Origin of the sequence: Ectothiorhodospira mobilis (assembly GCF_900114895.1) — a bacterium.
GTDB classification, from domain to species: Bacteria; Pseudomonadota; Gammaproteobacteria; order Ectothiorhodospirales; family Ectothiorhodospiraceae; genus Ectothiorhodospira; species Ectothiorhodospira mobilis_A.
Window position 1 is genome coordinate 23,210 of the sequence record NZ_FOUO01000011.1, and the last position, 20,657, is coordinate 43,866.

The window sequence follows — 20,657 nt, forward strand, 5'->3', positions numbered from 1 at the left end:
TGTCGCTGGGCATACAAAAAGGGGCGCCCCGGATCTGCCGGGGCGCCCCTTTTGCATGGGGATCGAACGCGCCGCGTGGCGTTAGAAGCTCAGGAAACGCACGTCCTCGTCGATCATGTACTCGCCCATCTCCTGGGGCGTGGCGGCTCCCACGCCGTCGATGAGATCGTCCTGGGTGAAGTCGCTGTTGGGCAGGAACAGGGCGCAGACATCCACCTGGGCGCCGCCCTTCATCACCTTCTGCATGATCTGCTGGGCGTTGGCGTCGGGGCCCTTGAAGGTGGGGCCTTCAAAGGCGGTGGTGCCCATTTCGCCGGCCTGGTCGCAGAGCAGGATGCGCACATCGGCGCCGCGCTGCACCAGCTGGCCGGTGAGGATCATGGCCATGGCCTGGGTCTGGGCGTCGCCCGTGGTCACCGTCACCAGCACCTTGTTGTCATCCTCCGCCTGGGCCAGAGGCATCAGGCCCAGGGCCAGCAGGGCGGTGATGGCGATGAGACCGTTCTTGAAGCGTTGCATGGTTCGGTGTCTCCTTGTGTGGAAAGAAACATCACCATATCACCAAGTGCTGATGTATGTCTTGTGCTCCATGCCGGCACCGGGTTCCGCCCGCCGGGCCCGTTTGGATGCGCCGCGGGAGTCTGGGAGAATCGGGGCCACACCGTCGCCGCGAGATCGTCTGTATGTTCAAGTTCCTGACGCTGCTGCTGCTCCTGCTCTTTGCCTGGTGGCGTTTCCGGCGCTGGTGGCGGCTGCGCCTGGCCCGGGCCCGGGGCGAGCCGCCGCCGCCCGAGAGCGGGATACGGCCCATCACCCTCCTGAGCCTGGCCCTGCTGGGGGGTTATGGCGGCTTCCTGCTCTGGCATCTCTTCGCCCGGGGGTGACGGACCCCCGGCCGGATCAGCCTTCCCCACGCCCCCTGTGCCGGCGGCCGATCCAGTGCCGGGCCGCCCCGGCCCCGGCGCGGGCGGTCTGTACCAGCACCTGCCGCCAGGGCCCCCGCGCCCCTTGGCTCACCACCCGCAGGGCGCGGCAGCGCCGGGCCCGTTCCCCATGGGCCGCCAGCAGGGCCAGGATGGGTTCCACATCCAGTGCCGTGTCCGCCTGATCCAGGCGTGCCGGCACCAATTGTTCCACGGGGATCTTCAGGTCCGCGGCCACGGCCTCCAGGGCTTGGCGCATGGCCCGTTCCTTGGGGCGCACGGGGGTGTGGGTATCGTAGGGCGGGTCCCATTCCCGCGCCGGCGACAGGCGGTCCACGTGGCTCACCACCCCCAGCAGCGGCGGGGCGGGGCGGGCGGTGTCCCGGCCCCAGTGCTGGCGCAGGGCCTGCAGGGCGCGCCGGTCCATGGCCCGGTCGGCCCGGTGGGCGGCGCTCACCCAGAGGATGCAGTCGGCCTGGTCGGCCTGGGCCAGCAGCTGGGAGAACTCCTCGGCCCCTTCCAGGGCGGGGGTGTCGATGAGCACGGCCCCGGGCAGACCCGCCGCCTCCAGGGTATGGCCCTGGGGCAGACGGGTGGCCGGCAGCACGTCCACCCCGGCCGCCGTGCGGCCGGTGAGGGCGTTGATGAGGCTGGATTTGCCCGCCTTGCCCTGTCCCGCCACCAGGATGCGCACCGGCCCCGGGGGCACGTCCACCGGCACCCCCGGTCCCGCGGCCCGCTCCAGGGCGGCCTCGTCCAGGGCCCCTGCCTGGGCCTGCAGCCGCCCGGAATAGAGTTCGATGGCGGCGCGGCCCACTTCCTCCACCCAGATGCGGCCCCCCCGGCGGCGCAGTTCGTCCCCCGCCTCATCCAGCAGACTGGAGAACAGGCGCTCCCGGGTCTCCGCCAGCACCGCCCCCATGGGGTTCACCAGGCGGGCGGCGCGGTACACCCAGGCCGCCCCGCGGAACCACTTCAGCCCCGTGCGGGCCGCCGGCTGCAACTCCCATAGCCGCACCAGACGGCTCACCCGGATCAGGTGGGCGCCGGGCACCCGGTCCAGCAGCACCCGGCGCAGGCGCACGCTCACCCGCTCGGTGAGCAGCAGGGCTTCGGGCAGGGTGAAGCGCCACACCGGATGGCGATCGTCGGGATGGTAGTGGGCGGCCACCGTGGCGATGGTGCGACGGGCCACCGCCAGCAGGTCCCGGTAGCGGGTGACGATGGCCGGATCCACCTCCGCGGCCAGGGTCTGCACCTCGGCCCAGGCCGCCAGGTCCCGCTGCGACCAGTCCGCATCCGGGGGCGAGACCGCCCCCTGCGGGGGGATCTCTCCATCCCCGGCAGGGGGGGCGTCCGACCCCTGCAGCCAGCGGGACAGGCCATAGCCCGCCAGACCCAGGACCGCGCCGGCCCCCAGCCAGTACAGCAGCCACCCCTGCTGCCAGAGCCAGAGGGCCCCCAGGGGCATGAGCACCAGCAGGGGCAGCAGCAGCAGGGCCGCGGTGGCCAGCAGCGCCCCCAGGCGGCGGGTATCCCTCACGGGGTCCGGTCCTCCGGCCTCGGGGCGCCGGTGTCGCGCCCCCGCCGCCGGAACAGTGCATGGGCCTCCCGCAGCGCCCCGCGGTAGGCCGCCCGCACCCCCTGGGGGTCCTGCACGCCCCGGCGGCGGGTCTCCAGGTAATAGGAGGCGGCGCGGCCCAGGGCGTAGGTCACCGAGGCACTGGCCACCCCGGCGGCGGTGGCCCCCACCACTTGGCCGTAGCCGGGCACCAGCTTGCCCACCTGCCGCGCCGCAAAGCCCGCGCCGATGCCCAGCAGGGTGCCCGTCCCCAGGGAGGCGGCAAAGGCCCGCAGGGCAGGGCGGTCCCAGGGGACGGCATGGAAGGTGGCGATGGTGTGGAGCATGCGCCCCTGCACCGTGGGCACGGCCACCGTGCCCACCATGGGGAACACGTCGGCGGCCCCGGCGGCGAGGGCATAGCCCAGGATATGCGGCCGCAGCCGGGCGGCGCGTCCCGCCCGGGCCTCCTCGGCCAGGTCCCGGATCCACCCCGCCCGGCCGTCGGCGCAGCCGGCGTCCAGGGCGTCCAGCAGGGCCTCCAGGCCGTATTGGGGGTCGGTGAACCCCTCCTGCGGCGGGGTCAGGTCCACCGCCGCCTCATGGATCGGGCCATCCCCGGGCAGATCCTGGAAGGCCCGGGCCTGGGCCTCCAGGGCCCGGCGCAAGTCCGCCAGGTCCGGGTCCCGGGCCAGGGCGGCGGCATCGGGGTGGTCGCGGCCGTCGGGGTAGCCATCGTGCAGCCGGGTCTGCACCAGCACCACCGGCCAGTGGGGATGGCGCCGGCGCACCGCCCGCAGCACCTCCAGCACGGCCTCCTGGTGCGGGTCCATGGCCCGGACCACGGCCACCACCGCATGGGCCCGGCCCTCCAGCAGCGCCAGGTCCTCGGCCGGGTCGTAGTCCGCCTCCTCCAGCCCCCGGGTGTCGAGAAAACGCACCACCGGCGCCTCGGGGGGGAACTCGTAGAGCCGGGACGACCTTGTGCACGGGGTGAAGGCATTGCCGATGGCGATGTCCGTATCCCCGGTGACGGCGCGCACGATGGAGCTCTTGCCCGACTGCACCTTGCCCAGCAGCCACAGTACCGGGGCCTCGGCCCGGGCCTGTTCCCGGATGCGGTCATCCAGTTCCGGCGCGGGGGCGGCGCCGGTGACGGCATCCAGCAGGCGTCGCCAGGACGGGGCAGGGGACAAGGGGACCTCCGTCGGGGAAGATGGATGGATTCCGTTGGCTACGCGTACCGGCCTATCTTTGCAGAGGGCGGTGCCCGGTATCCAGCGGGGACAAGGCAGCTTGCATTCGACACCGCTTTTCGGGTAGAGCCTGGGTTGGACTTCGTCGCAAGGCCCAGGACCAGGAGATCCGCCATGCATGACCATCCCGATAACCGTATCCTGGAGCGCCGCATGACGCGGCGTGACTTCCTCTGGCTGATGTCCGCCGCCTCCGCCGGGGTGGCGGTGCCGGCGCTCCATGGCTGCGCCACCGATCCGGTCACGGGGGAGCAGCGGCTCATGCTCATGTCCGAGGCCCAGGAGATCGCCATCGACCGGCAGCAGGCGCCGCACCAGTTCTCCAACGACTACGGCCTGCTGCGGGATGCCACCGTCACCGCCTACGTGAAGGAGGTGGGCATGGGGGTGGCGCGGGTGTCCCATCGGCCGGACATGCCCTACGACCACCATGTGGTGAACGCCAACTACATCAACGCCTACACCTTCCCCGCCGGCAGCATGGCCTGCACCCGGGGGATCATGGTGGAGCTGGAGGACGAGGCGGAGCTGGCGGCCTTGCTGGGGCACGAGACGGGGCATGTGAACGCCCGCCATGCGGCCCGACGCTACACCAAGGGGGTGCTGGCCTCCCTGGCCCTGGGGGGGCTGGGCATCGCGGCGGGGCAATCGGAGCAGCTCTCGGGCTACAGCAATCTCATCTATGCCGTGAGCGCCGTGGGGGCCACGGCCCTGCTGGCCCATTACAGCCGGGAGAACGAACGCGAGGCGGATGCCCTGGGTCTGGAGTACATGGTGAAGGCGGGCCACAACCCCGAGGGGATGGTGGGGCTGATGGACCGGCTGCGGTCCATGTCCGACCACGAGCCCAATGCCATCGAGGCCATGTTCTCCACCCACCCCATGAGCCAGGAGCGCTATGACACGGCGCGGCGGGAAGCGCGGCAGCGCTACGGCGCCGCCCTGGACCGGGCCACCCGCCGCGAGCGCTACATGGACCACACCGCCAGCCTGCGCCGCCTCAAGCCGGTGATCGAGACGGAGCGGGAGGGGGAGGCCCTGATGGCGAAGGAGCGGCCGGCGGAGGCGGCGAAACGCTTCGCCGAGGCCCTCAAGCGCGAGCCCCAGGACTACCCCGGTCTGGTGCTCATGGCCAAGGCCCAGTCGGCCCAGGGACGCCACCGGGAGGCGCAGCGCTATCTGGACGCCGCCCGCGAGGCCTATCCCCAGGAGGGTCAGGCCATCCACCTGAGCGGGGTGAACCAGCTGGCCCTGGACCGTCCGGAGGCGGCCCTGGCGCAGTTCCGGCGCTACGAGCAACTGCTGCCCGGCAACCCCAACACCGTCTTCCTGCAGGGCGTGGCCTACGAGGGCATGCAGGACCGGCGCATGGCGGCGGCGTACTACCAGCGCTACCTGGAGCAGGTGGGCACGGCGACACCCCAGGGTCGGTTCGCCCTCCAGCGCTTGCAGCAGTGGCAGTAGCCCCGCCGCCATGGCCTGGGCGGGTACGGGCGGGTACACTGTCGGGCCCCTTGCGGCCCGAACGAACCACCCGCAGCACATCCTCAAGGAGACCGGACCCGTGCCTTCCTATCTCGATGAATTCCACAGCCGTGCGCCCGGCGGCGTGCGCGTGTCGCGCCGCCAGGCCAGCCGCTTCGCCAAGGAGGTGGCGGGGGATTTCAACCCCATCCACGACGAGGATGCCAAGCGTTTCTGCGTGCCGGGGGACCTGCTGTTCTGCCTGGTGCTGGCCCACTACGGTGTGAGCCGACGCATGGCCTTCACCTTCCAGAACATGGTGGGCGAGGACGTGGAGCTCTGCTTTCCGCAGACGGACGCGCCCCATCTGGCCATTGCCGATGCCGCCGGAAAGGTCTATCTGGAAGTGGAGCGGGAAGGGGAGCCCTCCCGGGATGCCGCCCTGGTGGGGCAGCTGACCCGGGACTATGCCGCCTTCTCCGGGCAGAACTTCCCCCATGTGCTGGTGCCCCTGATGAAGTCCCAGGGCGTGATGGTGAACCCGCAGCGGCCCCTGGTGTTCTACAACAGCATGGCCTTCGAGTTCGGCCAATGGCCCGTGGCCGGGGCGCCGCAACTGGTCTTCTCCAAGGCCGATCTGCAGGTGAACGGCAAGCGCGGGGACGTGGACCTGAACTTCGACCTGGTGCTGGAGGGTCAGGAGGTGGGCAGCGGCTGCAAGAAGCTGGTGCTCTCAGGCCTGCGCCCCTTCGAACAGGAGGTGATGGATGCCCTGGTGCGGCAGTACGATGGCTGGAAGGCGGCCTATCAGGCGGCCTGACGGCGGCCAATGGAACAGGGGAGGGCAGGGGCATGAGTCTTGAGAAGGTGGTCTTCGGTTTCTTCATCATCCTGGCCCTGACCCTGAACTTCGGCTTCGTGCTGGGTCAGTTCTACTACCCGGAACACCACAACACCTACGAGCTGTTGGCGGTGATCCTGGTGAACCTGGTGGCCACGGTGCTCAAGTTCGGGGATCGTACCCAGACCGGGGCCCTGCTCCTGGCCAGCTCCCTGGTGGCGGACCTGCAATTGCTCACGGCGGCGGTGGTCTGGGGCTATGCCGCCCAGGTGCACGCCCAGGGGGTGGACATGACCATGATGGCCACCATCGTCTCCCTGGCCGCCGGGGCCCTGCTGGCCAACGTGGTGTCGGCGGTACTGGTGATCATCGACACCGTCAACCTGCGGCGCTGAGGGCCGCGGCGGACCCGCCCCATGGATAAGGTCGTCTTCCTCTTCCTGCGGCGGATGCGCAATCCGCTGCTGGTGCTCATCGCCGCCTACACCGTGGCGGGCCTGGGGATGATCCTCATCCCCGGGGAAGACCCCCAGGGCAACCCCTGGCGCATGGACATCTTCCACGCCCTGTATTTCCTCAGCTACACCGCCACCACCATCGGCTTCGGGGAACTGCCCCATGCCTTCAACGCCGCCCAGCGCATGTGGGTCATGGGCTCCATCTACCTCACCGTGGTGGCCTGGCTCTACGCCATCGGCAAGATCCTCTCCCTGCTCCAGGACCCGGCCTTCAACCAGGCCCTGCGCGCCCAGTCCTTCGAGCGCGCCGTGGGGCGCATCTGCGATCCCTTCTACATCGTCTGCGGCTACGGGGACACGGGCTCCATGCTGGTGAAGGCCCTGGTGCATCGCGGCCACGGCGCCGTGGTGCTGGACTGGAACGGCGAGCGCATCAACGACCTGGAACTGGCGGACCTGCAGGTGCATGTGCCGGGGCTGCGGGGGGATGCGGCCCTGTCTTCCAATCTCGTGGCCTGCGGGCTCTACCATCCCTGCTGCCGGGGCGTGGTGGCGGTGACCGACAACGACGAGACCAATCTCAAGATCGCCATCACCGGAAAGTTGCTCAACGAGCGCCTGCCGGTGATCTGCCGCGCCCACAACGCCGCCACGCGGGAGAACATGCTCTCCTTCGGCGCGGATCATGTGGTCAATCCCTTCGATGCCTTCGGCGAGCGCCTGGCGCTGGCCCTGCGCTCCCCGGGGCTGTACCTGCTGCATGAATGGCTCACCAGCGTGCCGGGCACGCCCCTGCCGTTGCCGGTGGACCCGCCCCGGGGGCACTGGGTGATCGTGGGCTTCGGCCGCCTGGGGCAGTCGGTGCGCCGGGGTCTGCTGGCCCAGGGGCTGACCACCGTGGTGGTGGAGCACGATGCCGGGCGCGCCCATTGCGACGGTCCCTGCATCCAGGGGCGGGGCACGGAGGCGGATGTGCTGCGCGAGGCCGGCATCGAGCACGCCGCCGGGCTGGTGGCGGGCACGGACCGGGATAGCCACAACCTCTCCTGCCTGATGACGGCCCGCGACCTGAATCCGGACCTGTTCGTAGTGGCGCGGCAGAACCAGCGGGACAACCAGGCCCTGTTCCGTGCCGCCTCCCCGGACCTGCTCATGCGCCCCGGGGAGATGATCGCCGAGGCCATCCTGGCCCACTTGAGCACACCGCTGCTGGCGCGTTTCCTGGCCCTCGCCCGCCAGCGTGACAAGGACTGGGCCGATGCCCTCATCGCCCGCATCGGCGGTGTCACCGATGAGGTGGTGCCGGATGTGTGGATGATCCGCATCGAACCCGAAGAGGCCCCGGGCCTGGTGGCCCTGCTGCAGGAACGCAGCGTTACCCTGGGAGAACTCCTGGACGCCGGCCAGCGCCGCCACCAGGGTTCGGAATGTGTGGCCCTGATGTGGATGCGCGGCGGGGAGGAGGTGCTCACCCCGGAGGCGGAGCGCACCCTGGCGCGGGAGGACTGCCTGCTGCTGTGCAGCCGCCCGCGGGTGGCGGATCGCTTCCGGCGGCTGTTGCGGGACACCCGGGCCCTGCGCTATCTGGTCACCGGGGAGAGCCGGCCCGAGGGCCTGCTCTGGAACTGGCTCGCCCGCGCCACGGCAGAACGAGAGAGGAGGCATCCATGAGCAAAGACCCCAACGGCGGCTCGCGCCTGGACCGGGTGGTGGCCGAGAGCCAGCGCCAGCGCCAGGAGCGGGAGCAGGGCTACCGTGCCCGGGCCCTGAAGATGTATCCCTGGGTGTGTGGTCGTTGCGGCCGCAGCTTCGATCAGCGCAACGTGCACGAACTCACCGTGCACCACCGGGACCACAATCACGACAACAATCCGTTGGATGGCTCCAACTGGGAGCTGTTGTGTGTGTACTGCCACGACAACGAGCACCAGCGCCTCATCGAGGCGGCTCGCGGCGGCGGGGACGGCGGCCCCGCGGGGGCCCGGGGGGCCACCCACAACCCCTTTGCCGCCCTGGGGGATCTGCTCAAGGGGGATGGGGACGGCGGAAAGTCCCCTTGAATCGTCGTCTTGACCGCCCGGTGGCCGCGGCGTAGCTTCCCAGGGACGATCCCACCGGAGGCAGACCATGGCTGCGCAATTGGATGTGAAGATGCTCGAGGGGCTGATGATCATCGCCGTGGTGATCGTCTTCGGCCTGTGGCAGTTCCGCTCCCTGCGCCGGGACCGCGAGGAACTGCAGCGGCGCAAGGCAGAGCGGGAGCAGGATCGGGATCGGCGTTAGCCTGGCCATCTCCCCGTTCCGGACAGGAAGCACTCAAGGAGCCCAGTATGAGAATCCTCATCACCGGCGGTACCGGCTTTGTCGGTTCCCGTCTCATCCAGCGCCTTCAGCCCCAGGGGCACACCTTCGTCGTCCTCACCCGAAACGCGGCCAGTGCCCGGCGCCGTCTGGGCGACGGGAAGCATCTGGAGTTCGTCCCCTGGGACACCCGTTCCCCGATCCCGCCGGAGGTGCTGGCGGAGGTGGACGCGGCGGTGAACCTGGTGGGGGAGAGCATCGCCGCCCGCCGCTGGACGCCGCAGCAGAAGAAACGCATCCTCCAGTCCCGCATCGAGCCCACCCGCGCCCTGGTGGAGGGCATCAACCGCCACGCCCCCCGCTGCCGCGTGCTGGTCTCCGCCTCCGCCATCGGCTACTATCCGGTGAACCGCCCCGAGGCCCTGGACGAGGATACCCCCCCGGCGGAGGGCTTCATGGCCCGCATCTGCCGGGACTGGGAGGCGGAGGCCCGGAACGTAAAGGAAGGGGTGCGCCTGGTGATCCCGCGCATTGGCGTGGTCCTGGGCCGCGGCGGCGGGGTCATCGACCGCCTCCTGCCCATCTTCAAGATGGGGCTGGGCGGGCCCGTGGGCAACGGCCGGCAGGTGATGAGCTGGATCCACGTGGACGACCTGGCGGGGATCCTGGACCGGGCCCTGAAGGACGAGACCATGCAGGGGCCCTATAACGCCGTGGCCCCCCATCCGGTGTCGAACCGGGACTTTTCCCGCGCCTTCGGCCGCGCCCTGGGGCGACCCGCGCTGCTGCCGGTGCCCGCCTTCGTATTGCGCGCGGCCATGGGGGAGATGGCCGGCATCGTGCTGGACTCCCAGGACATCTCGGGGCACAGGATCCAGGAGGCCGGCTACGACTTCCTGTATCCGCGCATCGAGCATGCCATGGCCGAGATCGCCGGCGGTTGAGGACACGGCGATGGTGATCCGGCATCCCGATCCCCTGGCCATCCTGCTGCAGGCCCTGCCGGCGGTGGGGCTGGTGGGGTACGGCACCTTCTTCCTGCGCCAGGCGGTGGCGGGTCACCCGCCGCATGCGGCCAATCTGGCCATCCTGGTGCTGCTGGCGGCCATGCTGGGGTACGCCCTGTGGAAGCTCTCCCCGGTGACGGTCTACCGCTTCCGCCATTCACCGGCCAAGGTGCAGATCCAGCGGCTGGGGCTCACCGGCCTGCGCCCGGTGCTGGAACACGATCTCTCCCGGGTGCAGCGCATCAGCATCGAGCGCTATCCCTTCGGGCGGGGCCATCGCTATGTGGTCTGTCTGCACCTGCGGGACGGGCGGCGCATCATCGACGGTCTGCCGGATGCCGTCTCCCCCGAGCCCATCCACGATTTCGCCGTGCGCGTGGCCCGTTTCTACGGCCTGGCCCCGGGGCCGGGGGCTTAGGGCGGCCGCGCCGGGGACCGTACCCGGCGTTTCGGGCCGTGGGCGTGCCTAGCCGCGGCGGGCGTTGAGGATGGCGGTGGCGATGTGCCGGGGATCCACACCCGGCAGGTCCATCTCTTCCCGCTGCATGGCCCGGGAGATGGCCACCTCCAGCCCCTCCGGATCCAGGGGCAACCCCCGCAGTGCCTGCGCGACGCGCTCCATGCCCGTCTGCGGGAATACGGTGAAGTCGCCGCTCAGGGACAGGTCCGCCACGCGGCCGTCCCGGGACAGCAGCCGGGCGCGCACCAGTCCGCCGGGGGCCTTCTCCGCACCGTCGGCCAGGTGGGTCCCCTCGGCGATCTTGACCCCTCCCTCCACGAAACGGCGGCCCTTCTGATGGGTCCAGTCCGGGTCCGCCAGGGCCCGCTCCTGTTGGGCGATGGCGGCCTCCTCGGCGGGGGTGGGGTTGTCCGCCACCGGCTCCACCCCCAGCCGATCCCGCAGGGCCTGCAGGAAGGTGGCGATCACCTCCTCCCGGGAGGGGGGATGCCCCAGCTCCCGGGTGAGGGTGGTGATGTAGTCGTCCATGCCCTGGCGCAGCTTGTCGCGAAACTTCTCCGAGGGGACCTTCAGGCAGCGGCTCATGGTGTCCACGTCGAAGTCGAACAGGAAGCTGCCCACCATCACGGTGGCCTCCCCCAGGGTGGCGGCGCCGGTGCCGCCGATCTTGCGCCCGTTCACCTGGATGTCGTTCACGGGGCGGAAGTGGGCGTCCACCCCCAGGCGCCGGTAGGTCTCGATCACCGGATCGGTGAAGTGGCCGTAGATCTCGGAGATGCGCCGTGGGGCGTGCTCCGCCGGGTAGATGAAGTGGAAGAAGAGCTGGTGCCGGTCCAGATAGACGGCCCCGCCCCCCACGCGGCGGCGGATCACCGGTAGGCCCTGTTCCTGGCAGTAGGCCTCGTCCACCTCCAGGGCGATGTCCTGGTGCAGCCCCACGCAGACGTAGGGGTCCGAGGGGCTGAGCAGGGTGAGCACCGGGTCATCGCCGGCGGTCAGGGCCGCGGCGATGCCGTGGTACACCGCCTGGGAGCGGTACGGGGGTTGATGATCCAGGTCCAGGACGCGCAGTCGCATGGTCGCTCCGTGAGGGGCCGCCTCTGGGCGGGGCCTGCATGGCCCTTATGGGTCAGGACGGTATGCCCCGCTGGATGCGCATGCGCCATTCCCGGGGGCCGGTTTCATGCACCGAGGTGCCCTGGCTGTCCACCGCCACGGTCACGGGCATGTCCCTCACTTCAAATTCATAGACGGCTTCCATGCCCAGGTCCTCGAAGGCCAGCACCCGGGCGGAGCGGATGGCCTTGGACACCAGATAGGCGGCGCCGCCCACGGCCGTGAGGTAGACGGCCCCGTGGTCGCGGATGGCCGCCACCGCCTCCGGCCCGCGCTCGGCCTTGCCCACCATGCCCAGCAGGCCGGTGTCCTGCAGCATGCGGCGGGTGAACTTGTCCATGCGCGTGGAGGTGGTGGGACCGGCGGGGCCCATCACCTCATCGCCCACCGGGTCCACCGGGCCCACGTAGTAGATGAAGCGGTTGCGAAGATCCACGGGCAGGGGCTCGCCGCGGTCCAGCATCTGCACCAGGCGCTTGTGGGCGGCGTCCCGGCCGGTGAGCAGGCGGCCGCTGAGCAGCAGCACCTCGCCGGGCTTCCAGGTGGCCACCTCCTCGGGGGTGACCCGGTCCAGGTCCACGCGGCGACCCTCTGCCGGGTCATAGTCCAGGGCCGGCCAGTCCTCCAGGGCGGGGGGCACCAGGTCGGCCGGGCCGCTGCCGTCCAGCTCAAAGTGCACGTGGCGTGTGGCGGCGCAGTTGGGGATCAGGGCCACGGGTAGGGAGGCGGCGTGGGTGGGGTAGTCCAGGATCTTCACGTCCACCACGGTGGTGAGCCCGCCCACCCCCTGGGCGCCGATGCCCAGGGCGTTGACCTTGTCGTACAGCTCCAGGCGCAGTTCCTCCACCCGGTTGGCGGGACCGCGCTCCCGCAGCTCGTGGATGTCCACCGGGGCCATGAGGGATTCCTTGGCCAGGAGCATGGCCTTCTCCGGGGTGCCGCCGATGCCCAGCCCCAGGATGCCCGGTGGGCACCAGCCGGCGCCCAGGCCGGGCACGGTCTGCAGCACCCAGTCCACGATGGAGTCGGAGGGGTTGAGCATGGCCAGCTTGGCCTTGTTCTCGGAGCCGCCCCCCTTGGCGGCGCAGATCACCTCCAGGCGGTCGCCGGGAACCATCTCGGTGTGCACCACCGCCGGGGTGTTGTCCCGGGTGTTGCGCCGCGCCCCGGCGGGATCGTCCAGCACCGAGGCCCGCAGGGGGTTGTCGGGGTGGGTATAGGCGCGGCGCACCCCCTCGTCCACCATGGCCTGCAGGCTCATGTCCGCCTCCCAGCGCAGGTCCATGCCGATCTTGAGGAAGACCACGGCGATGCCGGTGTCCTGGCAGATGGGGCGGTGCCCCTGGGCGCACATGCGGGAATTGACCAGGATCTGGGCCAGGGCGTCCCGGGCGGCGGGGGAGGCCTCCCGCTCGTAGGCCCGCGCCAGGGCCTGCACGAAGTCTTTCGGGTGGTAGTAGCTGATGAACTGGAAGGCGTCGGCGATGCTCTGGATCAGGTCTTCCTGGCGGATGACGGACATGGACGGACTCCGGAAAAGGGGCTACGCGGTCCGGGTCCGGGTCCTATCGGGCCCGTCCCGGAAAACGGATTATCTTACCCATCCCGGCACCGTCAGGACCATCCCCGCCCGGGTTGCCGGGAGGGTTTCCGCTTGCGGGCCGGCCATTCCCCCGCCGCCCCGGGACGGGATAGAGTAGCTGCTTTCCCCGAGGATCCTTGCCTTGCCCCATAGATCTCGCCTTCTGTTGCGCACCGCCCTGGTGCTGCTCCTGTCCGCCCTGGCCTGGACCGGGTCGGTGTCGGCGGCCCTCCCCGACCCCCTGGCCCGGGCCCTGGAGCGCCACGGGGTGCCGCAGGCGGCGGTGAGCCTGTGGGTGCAGGCCCCGGGGGCGGCGCGGCCGGTGATCGCCCACCGCCCGGATGTGCCCCGCAACCCGGCCTCCACCCTGAAACTGGTGACCACCCTGGCGGCCCTGGAGGTGCTGGGGCCCGCCTATCGCTGGGAGACGGCGGTGTACGCCCCGGACCCGGTGGAGGACGGGGTGTTGCAGGGGGATCTCTACCTGCGGGGCGGCGGCGATCCCTTCCTGGTGAGCGAGGAGGTGTGGAAGCTGGCGGGGGCCCTGTACCGCAGCGGGGTGCGCCGCATCCGGGGCGATTTGGTGTTGGACCTGAGCCGTTTTCGTCTGCCGCCGGAAGACCCGGGGGCCTTCGACGGCCAGCCCTTTCGCGCCTATAACCAGCCCCCGCATCCTTTGCTGATGAACTTCAACGCCGTGCGCTTCGAGTTGCATCCCCAGCCGCAGGCGGGGATCGTGCGCGTGGCCGTGGATCCGCCCCTGGCGCATCTGCAGGTGGAGAACCGACTGCACCTGGACGATCACGGGTCCTGCACGGGCCCCGCGCGTCAGGTGCGCTACCACGTGCCGGAGCCTTCCCGGGTGCGTCTGGAAGGGGGGGTGCCGACCCACTGCGGGCCCTCCACCCTGCTGCGCACCGCCTCGGGGCCGGAGCGGTATGCCCACGACCTGTTCCGGACCCTCTGGGCCCAGTGGGGCGGGGTGCTGGACGGGGGATGGCGGCTGGGCCGCGTGCCGGATCCGGAGGCCGAACCCCTGCTGGTGCATCATTCCCCGCCCCTGGGGGAGCTGGTGCGCCTGATCAACAAGTACAGCAACAATGTCATGACCCGCCAGCTGAACCTGACCCTGGGGCTGGAGGTGCACGGCAGCCCGGCCACCCCGGAAAAGGGCCACCGGGTGCTGCAGGACTTCCTGCGCGGGCGGGGGATCGGTCTGGGGGGCTTCGTGCTGGACAACGCCGCAGGTCTCTCCCGGGAGAACCGCCTCACCGCGCGGCAGCTGGCGGGGGTGTTGCAGGCGGGCTGGGAGAGCCCCTACCGCCCCGAGTACATCGCCTCCCTGGCCCTGGCGGGTATGGACGGCACCCTGCGCCGGCGCTTTCAGGACACCCCCCTGGCGGGGCGGATGCACCTGAAGACGGGTTCCCTGCGGGGGGTGTCGGCGGTGGCCGGATACGTGCGCACGGCGGGGGGCGGGGATCGCCTGGTGGTGCTCCTGATCCGCCATCCGGGGCTGACCCACGGGCAGGGTGTGTCCATCCAGGACGCCTTCCTGACCTGGGTGCACGCCTCGGATTGAACCGCCAGCGCCCTGGATGGCCTCAAGATTCACAAGTCCTGTCAGAATAGGGGGAGGAGGGAACCGCACCCTCCACGCAACCTGCCCACCGGAGGTGGATCATGATCGGCAACATCCAGAATTACTTCGAACACCTGGTCTACGACCGCATCCGTCAGGTGCTCGTCGAGCGGGGGGATGAGCTCGATACCGCCCATATGGACGATCTGGCCTGTGTGGCCCTGAATCGCCTGCCCCCGCGCTATGTACGCTTCTCCGTGGACCTGACCACCCGCCTCACCGACGAGGACTGGGAGCTGATCAACCGCCAGGTGGCGGAGGCGGTGGACTACGCCCTGCGCACCACCCGCCGGCGCAGCGAACTGCGCCTGGACGAGATCGAATGACCCCATCGGAACCTTCACCGGCGGCATCGGCCTCCCCGCTGCGGCCGCTGTTCTCCCACCGTCCCTATTGGGCCGCCCGCTTCGGGGTGGCCCCCTTCCTGCCCATGTCCCGGGCCGAGATGGACGAGCTGGGCTGGGACAGCTGCGATGTGATCCTCGTCACCGGTGACGCCTATGTGGATCATCCCAGCTTTGGCGTGGCCATCATCGGCCGGCTGCTGGAGGCCCACGGCTTTCGCGTGGGGGTCATCGCCCAGCCCGACTGGCGCTCCGCCGAGGCCTTCACGGCCCTGGGGCCGCCGAACCTCTTCTTCGGCATCACCGCTGGCAACATGGATTCCATGGTGAACCGCTATACCGCCGACCGGCGCATCCGCCGCAACGACGCCTACAGCCCCGACGACGAGGGCGGGCGGCGGCCGGACCGGGCGGTGATCGTCTACAGCCAGCGGGCGCGGGAGGCCTACCGGGACGTGCCCATCCTGCTGGGGGGCATCGAGGCCAGCCTGCGGCGGGTGGCCCACTACGACTACTGGTCCGACAAGGTGCGCCGCTCGGTGCTGCTGGACGCCAAGGCCGACCTGCTGCTCTACGGCAATGCCGAGCGCGCCCTGGTGGAGGCGGCCCACCGCATCGCCGCCGGGGAGCCGGTGCGGGAGATCCGCGATCTGCGGGGCACGGCCTTCGCCCTGGAGGGCGTGCCCGAGGACTGGCACGAACTGGACTCCACCTGCGTGGACCGCCCCGGGCCGGTGCCCCCCCACCGGGACCCGTATTGCGGGGACATCCCCGAGCAGTGCGGCCCCGGCCAGGCCGTGGCCTGGGCCCGGGACGGGGGCGCGCCGGGTCCGCGCCTGCAGCCCCGGCGCGGGGAGGTGCCGTCCTGGGCGCGCACGGTGATCCGCTTGCCGGATGCCGACACCGTGTCCCAGGACCCGGTGCTCTACGCCCATGCCGCCCGCCTGCTGCACCTGGAGACCAACCCCGGCAACGCCCGCGCCTTGGTGCAGGCCCATGCCGGGCGTGACCTGTGGGTCAACCCGCCGCCCATCCCCCTGACCACGGCGGAACTGGACACCCTGTTCGACCTGCCCTTCGCCCGCGCCCCGCACCCCGCCTACCGGGGCAGCCGCATCCCCGCCTGGGAGATGATCCGTTTCTCCGTGAACATCATGCGCGGCTGCTTCGGGGGCTGCAGCTTCTGCTCCATCACCGAGCACGAGGGGCGCATCATCCAGTCCCGCTCCGAGGATTCCGTGGTGAAGGAGGTGGACGAGATCCGGGACCGAGTGGAGGGTTTCACCGGCATCATCTCCGACCTGGGGGGTCCCACCGCCAACATGTACCGCATGGGCTGCCGGGACCCGCAGATCCAGGCCCGCTGCCGGCGCCTGTCCTGTGTCTTCCCGCGCATCTGCCCCCGCCTGGACACGGACCACGGTCCGCTCATCCAACTCTACCGGCGCATCCGCGGGCGGCCGGGCATCAAGAAGGTGCTCATCGCCTCCGGCGTGCGCTACGACCTGGCCATCCGTTCCAAGACCTACGTGCGTGAACTGGTGACCCACCACGTGGGCGGCTATCTGAAGATCGCCCCGGAGCACACGGAGTCCGGGCCGCTGGAGAAGATGATGAAGCCGGGGATGGACGCCTACGACCGTTTCAAGGCCCTGTTCGAGCACTACAGCCGTGAGGCGGGCAAGGAGCAGTACCTGGTGCCCTATTTCATCGCCGCCCACCCGGGCACCACCGACGCGGACATGCTGCAACTGGCCCTGTGGCTCAAGGACAACGGCTTTCGGCCGGATCAGGTACAGGGCTTCCTGCCGGGACCCATGGCCCTGGCCACCACCATCTACCACACCGGCCTGAACCCCCTGAAGCCCATCCGGCCCGACGGGGGGGAGCGGGTGCACGTGGCCCGGGGGCTGCGCCAGCGGCGGCTGCACAAGGCCTTCCTGCGCTACCACGACCCGGAGAACTGGCCGTTGCTGCGCAAGGCCCTGCAGGACATGGGACGGGCGGATCTGATCGGCAACGGCAAGCGCCACCTGGTGCCCCGTTACCAGCCCCAGGGCACGGGCCGGGGCGGGGAGGGGCGGCGCGGCCCCGCCCCGGCCCGCAAGGGCCGCCCCGGCGGGACCGCCCGCCGCTCGGGGCGCCCCCCCGGGAAACCCCCGCGCCGGTCCCGCTGAGGTAGGCCGGGAGGCTCAGCGGCCGCTCTTGGGCCCCAGCAGCAGCCAGAGGATGAAGCCGATCACCGGCACCAGGATCAGCAGTACGATCCACAGGACCTTGGTGCCCGTGCCGGCGCGGCTTTGCACCGTGCTGACGATGGCCCAGACGATGAGGATGAGAAACAGCAGGCCGAAAAGGCCCGAGACCTCGATGCCCATGGGGGTTCCTTTTTCGTTTTTGGATGGTATTTCGGAGGATGATCCATGCCGTATGTGAACATCAAGATCACCCGCGAGGGGGCCACGGCGGAGCAGAAGGCCGAACTCATCCGCGGGGCCACGCAACTGCTGGTGGACGTGCTGGGCAAGGATCCGGCCACCACCGTGGTGGTGATCGACGAGGTGGACACCGACAACTGGGGCGTGGCGGGGGAGACCATCACCCTGCGCCGGGGGCGTGCCCGGGCCGGAGGGGCCTGAGGCGGCGGGTAATGGGGGTGCGAGGGCCCCTTCAGTCGGCCAGGGTCACGGCCTCGCCGGTGAGCAGGCCGTAGAGGGCCAGGTATTCCCCGGTGAGCTTGTGGCTCGGGGTCAGGTGGATGAGGGGCTGGGCCACCTGATGGGACTCCCGCACCTTCACCGAGGCGGAGAGGTAGGCGGGCAGCACCGGCAGATCCTCCTGCACCAGTTCCTCCACCACCGCCCGGGGCAGGTTGGCGCCGGACTGGAAGTGGTTGACGATGATCCCCTCCACCATCAGGGCGTCGTTGTGGTCCTCCTGGATCTCGCGCACGTTGTCCAGGAGTTCGTACAGGGCGCGGCGGGAGAAGTCGTCACAATCAAAGGGGATCAGGCAGCGGTCCGCCGCGATCAGGGCGGAGCGGGTGAAGAAGTTCAGGGCCGGGGGGGTGTCCATGAAGACGGCGTCGTACTCCCCTTCCAGCCCCTGCAGGGCCTCGCGCAGCTTGTAGATCTTGTAGCGGGACTCCAGCTTGGTCTGCAGGTTCTCCAGCTCCCGGTTGGCGGCCACGATGTGCAGCTGCTCGTAGGGCGTCTCCAGGGGGGTGAGCCGGGCCGGCTTGCGGTTGCTGAAAAAGCCCACGGTGGCGCCGAAGAAGTCCGAGATGGTCTGCGGGCAGTGCTCCGCCTGTTCCCCCAGCAGGTAGTGGGTGGAGTTGCCCTGGGGATCCAGGTCCACCACCAGGGTGCGCAGGCCGCGGGCGGCGCTGATGGCCGCCAGGTTGCAGGTGATGGTGGATTTGCCCACCCCGCCTTTCTGGTTGAAGATGACGCGTTTCATCAGACACCCCATGCCGGTCTTTTCGGCGGACCGCGGATCGCATCGCCGGTAAGCCGTGCAGTGTAGCCAAAGGGGGCGGGGGCGGTCGAGCGCGCCGGGTCCTCAGTCCTCCCCGGCCCGGGCCTTGCCCTCGCGGATCACCTGCGGGTCCAGGCGTCTCTCCAGATCCTGCCACAGGGCCTGGCCCATGGGGTCCCCGGCGGAGGCGGAACGATGGGCCCATTTCACCGCCTGCACCGGGTCCGCCTCCACGCCGCGCCCATCCAGGTACTGTTGCGCCAGCCAGGCCTGCATGGTGGGCTCGCCGCGGCGCGCCCCCAGTCGGGTGTAATAAAAGGCCTTGTCCGCATCGGCATCCACGGCGCCGATGCCCTGGATGTAGAGCTTGGCCAGGAAGTAATCGGCCTTGGGGGCGCCCTTGTCATGGGCATCCAGCAGCAGCCGCTCCGCCTCCAGGGTGCGCTGCGGGGCCTTGCCCCCCATGGCGTCGGCGATCCAGACCGAGGCCAGGGCCACTTGGGCAGGGGTGTAGCCGGCCCGGATCCCCCGCCGGAACCAGGCCTCGGCGGCGGCCTGGTCCGTCTTCAGGAGACGCCCGTCCAGGTGCATCCAGCCCAGGTGCAGGGTGTAGTGCAGTGCCCCGGCGTCCACCGCCCGGGCGTACCAGGCCACGGCCTGGCCCGGGTCCTGTGGCACACCGTGGCCGTGTTCATGGAACCAGCCCAGGTAGGCCATGGCCCGGGGGGAGCCCTGTTTAGCCGCCGCAGCAAACCAGCGCCGCGCCTGGTCGTAATCCGGCGGGGTGGTCTTCAGATGGGCATGGGCCTCGGCCTCCAGCCGCGCCACGGGCTCTGCCGCAGCGGCCTCGGCGGACCAGGGGGTGGGCGCAGCCAAGGCCATCTGCGGGGCCACCAGGGGGAGCGGCAGCAGGAGCAGCAGCACGAGCCAATACACGGATAGGCGCCGTCTCGGCCGGGTGGGGGAGGGGCATCGGGGCTGGTGCGGGGGGTGCATCAAGGGCATGCAGGAGGCGTATGATCCGGTTACGTATAATGTGCACGCCATGGTACGCCTGTCCTGTGGCAAAAATGTGACACGAGGATGACGCCCTTGCCCCCGTTCCTGCTGCTCGCCCTGGCCATCCTGGCGGAGGTCATGGGGACCACCGCCCTGAAGTTCTCCGACGGCTTTACCCGCTGGTTTCCCAGCCTGACGGTGGTGCTGTGCTATGGGGCGGCCTTCTATCTCTTGGGGCTGGTGCTGCGCCATGTCCCTGTAGGGGTGGCCTATGCCATCTGGGCCGGGGGCGGCATCGTGCTCATCACCCTGGTGGGGGTGGTCTGGCTGCGCCAGTCCCTGGATCTGGCCGGTCTTGTGGGTATCGGCCTGATCCTGGCCGGGGTGGTGGTGCTCCAGGTCTTCTCCCGCACCGTCACCCTGGATTGAGGCCGTCATGGATCCTTCAATCTTCTGTCATGCTGTCATGGGTGTGTAACAGGCTTTCGTTTTAATGACCGGCATCCGATGGGGCACTGCGGACCGAAGGCTATGACCGAGAAGACGATCCTGGTGGTGGAAGACGAACCGGCCATCCGCGAGATGGTGGGCTTTGCCCTGGCCCGGGCGGGATTCCGCATGGAGGAGGCGGGGGATGCCCAGGAGGCCCATGCACGTCTGGCGGAACAGTTGCCCGATCTGGTGGTGGTGGATTGGATGCTGCCCGGGGTGAGCGGGATCGAACTGGCGCGCCGGCTCAAGCGGGAGGAATACACCGGTGAGGTGCCCATCATCATGCTCACCGCCCGCGGCGAGGAGGACGACAAGGTGGGGGCCCTGGAGGCCGGGGTGGATGACTATATCACCAAGCCCTTTTCGCCCCGGGAACTGGTGGCGCGCATCAAGGCCGTGCTGCGCCGCAGCGTGCAGGAAGAACACGCCAAGCCCATCACCGTGGAGTCCCTGACCCTGGATCCCTCCAGTCACCGGGTGACGGTGGGGGAGCAGCCCCTGGAGGTGGGGCCCACGGAGTTCCGCCTGCTGCATTTCTTCATGACCCACCCGGAGCGGGTGTATTCCCGGGCCCAGTTGCTGGACCGGGTGTGGGGCCGCAACACCTACGTGGAGGAGCGCACGGTGGACGTGCACATCCTGCGCCTGCGCAAGGCCCTGCAGCCCTCGGGCTGCGACCGTTACGTGCAGACCGTGCGCGGCGCCGGTTACCGCTTCTCCCAGCGCGTGTAAAC

General features: G+C 70.1%; 23 protein-coding genes. 15 read left to right on the forward strand and 8 right to left on the reverse strand.

Annotated elements, in window-relative coordinates:
* Positions 1 to 81: 81 nt before the first annotated feature.
* The gene (locus BM214_RS09120) at positions 82 to 519 is read right to left on the reverse strand and encodes a DsrE family protein (protein ID WP_090486012.1); all 438 of its coding nucleotides are present in this window, start codon (positions 517 to 519) and stop codon (positions 82 to 84) included.
* Between the two features lie 164 nt (positions 520 to 683).
* Between BM214_RS09120 and BM214_RS09125 the strand changes: the two genes are divergently transcribed.
* Positions 684 to 884, forward strand: coding sequence for a hypothetical protein (locus BM214_RS09125; RefSeq protein WP_090486015.1), 201 nt, complete (start codon positions 684 to 686; stop codon positions 882 to 884).
* A 16-nt stretch (positions 885 to 900) separates the two neighbouring features.
* On the opposite strand, the gene BM214_RS09130 is transcribed toward BM214_RS09125, so the two are convergent.
* Together BM214_RS09130 and BM214_RS09135 are read right to left on the reverse strand one after the other, a co-directional pair.
* On the reverse strand, positions 901 to 2,466 hold the full coding sequence (locus tag BM214_RS09130) for a GTPase family protein (RefSeq protein ID WP_244887916.1): 1,566 nt from the start codon (positions 2,464 to 2,466) through the stop codon (positions 901 to 903).
* Complete coding sequence (locus BM214_RS09135) at positions 2,463 to 3,680, reverse strand: YcjF family protein (protein ID WP_244887917.1); 1,218 nt, start codon at positions 3,678 to 3,680, stop codon at positions 2,463 to 2,465. Before BM214_RS09135 ends, BM214_RS09130 begins: the two co-directional genes overlap by 4 nt.
* Before the next feature lie 174 nt (positions 3,681 to 3,854).
* On the opposite strand from BM214_RS09135, the gene BM214_RS09140 reads away from it, so the two are divergent.
* The 8 genes from BM214_RS09140 (at position 3,855) to BM214_RS09170 (ending at position 10,229) form a co-directional block, all read left to right on the forward strand.
* Positions 3,855 to 5,204 carry a M48 family metalloprotease gene (locus BM214_RS09140; RefSeq protein WP_090486020.1) on the forward strand — a complete coding sequence of 450 codons (1,350 nt, stop codon included), beginning with the start codon at positions 3,855 to 3,857 and terminating at the stop codon, positions 5,202 to 5,204.
* 100 nt (positions 5,205 to 5,304) lie between these two features.
* A complete protein-coding gene (locus tag BM214_RS09145) occupies positions 5,305 to 6,024 on the forward strand; it encodes a DUF3581 domain-containing protein (protein ID WP_244887918.1) in 720 nt (239 codons plus the stop codon).
* Between the two features lie 32 nt (positions 6,025 to 6,056).
* Positions 6,057 to 6,440 carry a DUF6394 family protein gene (locus tag BM214_RS09150; RefSeq protein WP_090486025.1) on the forward strand — a complete coding sequence of 128 codons (384 nt, stop codon included), beginning with the start codon at positions 6,057 to 6,059 and terminating at the stop codon, positions 6,438 to 6,440.
* A 21-nt stretch (positions 6,441 to 6,461) separates the two neighbouring features.
* On the forward strand, positions 6,462 to 8,174 hold the full coding sequence (locus tag BM214_RS09155) for a potassium channel family protein (RefSeq protein ID WP_090486027.1): 1,713 nt from the start codon (positions 6,462 to 6,464) through the stop codon (positions 8,172 to 8,174).
* Positions 8,171 to 8,563 carry a YajD family HNH nuclease gene (locus tag BM214_RS09160; protein ID WP_090486030.1) on the forward strand — a complete coding sequence of 131 codons (393 nt, stop codon included), beginning with the start codon at positions 8,171 to 8,173 and terminating at the stop codon, positions 8,561 to 8,563. Before BM214_RS09155 ends, BM214_RS09160 begins: the two co-directional genes overlap by 4 nt.
* A gap of 67 nt (positions 8,564 to 8,630) precedes the next feature.
* Complete coding sequence (locus BM214_RS12520; protein ID WP_177217639.1) at positions 8,631 to 8,786, forward strand: hypothetical protein; 156 nt, start codon at positions 8,631 to 8,633, stop codon at positions 8,784 to 8,786.
* A 47-nt stretch (positions 8,787 to 8,833) separates the two neighbouring features.
* A complete protein-coding gene (locus BM214_RS09165) occupies positions 8,834 to 9,748 on the forward strand; it encodes a TIGR01777 family oxidoreductase (RefSeq protein ID WP_090486033.1) in 915 nt (304 codons plus the stop codon).
* A 10-nt stretch (positions 9,749 to 9,758) separates the two neighbouring features.
* Positions 9,759 to 10,229, forward strand: a complete 471-nt coding sequence (locus BM214_RS09170; protein ID WP_090486036.1) for a hypothetical protein — start codon at positions 9,759 to 9,761, stop codon at positions 10,227 to 10,229.
* A gap of 48 nt (positions 10,230 to 10,277) precedes the next feature.
* Here the strand turns inward: BM214_RS09170 and BM214_RS09175 are convergent, their stop codons facing one another.
* Positions 10,278 to 11,348 (reverse strand): lipoate--protein ligase, encoded by a 1,071-nt coding sequence (locus tag BM214_RS09175; RefSeq protein WP_090486039.1) that lies wholly within the window; start codon positions 11,346 to 11,348, stop codon positions 10,278 to 10,280.
* 52 nt (positions 11,349 to 11,400) lie between these two features.
* Positions 11,401 to 12,909 carry a fumarate hydratase gene (locus BM214_RS09180; protein ID WP_090486042.1) on the reverse strand — a complete coding sequence of 503 codons (1,509 nt, stop codon included), beginning with the start codon at positions 12,907 to 12,909 and terminating at the stop codon, positions 11,401 to 11,403.
* A 250-nt stretch (positions 12,910 to 13,159) separates the two neighbouring features.
* Between BM214_RS09180 and dacB the strand changes: the two genes are divergently transcribed.
* The 3 genes from dacB (at position 13,160) to BM214_RS09195 (ending at position 17,132) form a co-directional block, all read left to right on the forward strand.
* The gene (gene dacB, locus BM214_RS09185) at positions 13,160 to 14,551 is read left to right on the forward strand and encodes a D-alanyl-D-alanine carboxypeptidase/D-alanyl-D-alanine endopeptidase (protein WP_090486120.1); all 1,392 of its coding nucleotides are present in this window, start codon (positions 13,160 to 13,162) and stop codon (positions 14,549 to 14,551) included.
* Between the two features lie 101 nt (positions 14,552 to 14,652).
* The gene (locus BM214_RS09190) at positions 14,653 to 14,937 is read left to right on the forward strand and encodes a late competence development ComFB family protein (protein ID WP_090486045.1); all 285 of its coding nucleotides are present in this window, start codon (positions 14,653 to 14,655) and stop codon (positions 14,935 to 14,937) included.
* Positions 14,934 to 17,132: a YgiQ family radical SAM protein gene (locus BM214_RS09195; protein WP_090486047.1), complete on the forward strand. Its 2,199-nt coding sequence runs from the start codon at positions 14,934 to 14,936 to the stop codon at positions 17,130 to 17,132. Before BM214_RS09190 ends, BM214_RS09195 begins: the two co-directional genes overlap by 4 nt.
* 15 nt (positions 17,133 to 17,147) lie before the next feature.
* Here the strand turns inward: BM214_RS09195 and BM214_RS09200 are convergent, their stop codons facing one another.
* On the reverse strand, positions 17,148 to 17,333 hold the full coding sequence (locus BM214_RS09200; RefSeq protein ID WP_090486050.1) for a PLD nuclease N-terminal domain-containing protein: 186 nt from the start codon (positions 17,331 to 17,333) through the stop codon (positions 17,148 to 17,150).
* Between the two features lie 45 nt (positions 17,334 to 17,378).
* Between BM214_RS09200 and BM214_RS09205 the strand changes: the two genes are divergently transcribed.
* On the forward strand, positions 17,379 to 17,594 hold the full coding sequence (locus BM214_RS09205; protein WP_090486052.1) for a 2-hydroxymuconate tautomerase family protein: 216 nt from the start codon (positions 17,379 to 17,381) through the stop codon (positions 17,592 to 17,594).
* Positions 17,595 to 17,625: 31 nt separating this feature from the next.
* On the opposite strand, the gene BM214_RS09210 is transcribed toward BM214_RS09205, so the two are convergent.
* Positions 17,626 to 18,414: a ParA family protein gene (locus BM214_RS09210; protein WP_090486055.1), complete on the reverse strand. Its 789-nt coding sequence runs from the start codon at positions 18,412 to 18,414 to the stop codon at positions 17,626 to 17,628.
* 102 nt (positions 18,415 to 18,516) lie between these two features.
* Positions 18,517 to 19,368: a tetratricopeptide repeat protein gene (locus BM214_RS09215; RefSeq protein ID WP_244887920.1), complete on the reverse strand. Its 852-nt coding sequence runs from the start codon at positions 19,366 to 19,368 to the stop codon at positions 18,517 to 18,519.
* A gap of 156 nt (positions 19,369 to 19,524) precedes the next feature.
* On the opposite strand from BM214_RS09215, the gene BM214_RS09220 reads away from it, so the two are divergent.
* A complete protein-coding gene (locus tag BM214_RS09220; RefSeq protein ID WP_090486058.1) occupies positions 19,525 to 19,860 on the forward strand; it encodes a DMT family transporter in 336 nt (111 codons plus the stop codon).
* A 102-nt stretch (positions 19,861 to 19,962) separates the two neighbouring features.
* A complete protein-coding gene (phoB, locus tag BM214_RS09225) occupies positions 19,963 to 20,655 on the forward strand; it encodes a phosphate regulon transcriptional regulator PhoB (RefSeq protein WP_090486061.1) in 693 nt (230 codons plus the stop codon).
* Positions 20,656 to 20,657 lie beyond the last annotated feature (2 nt).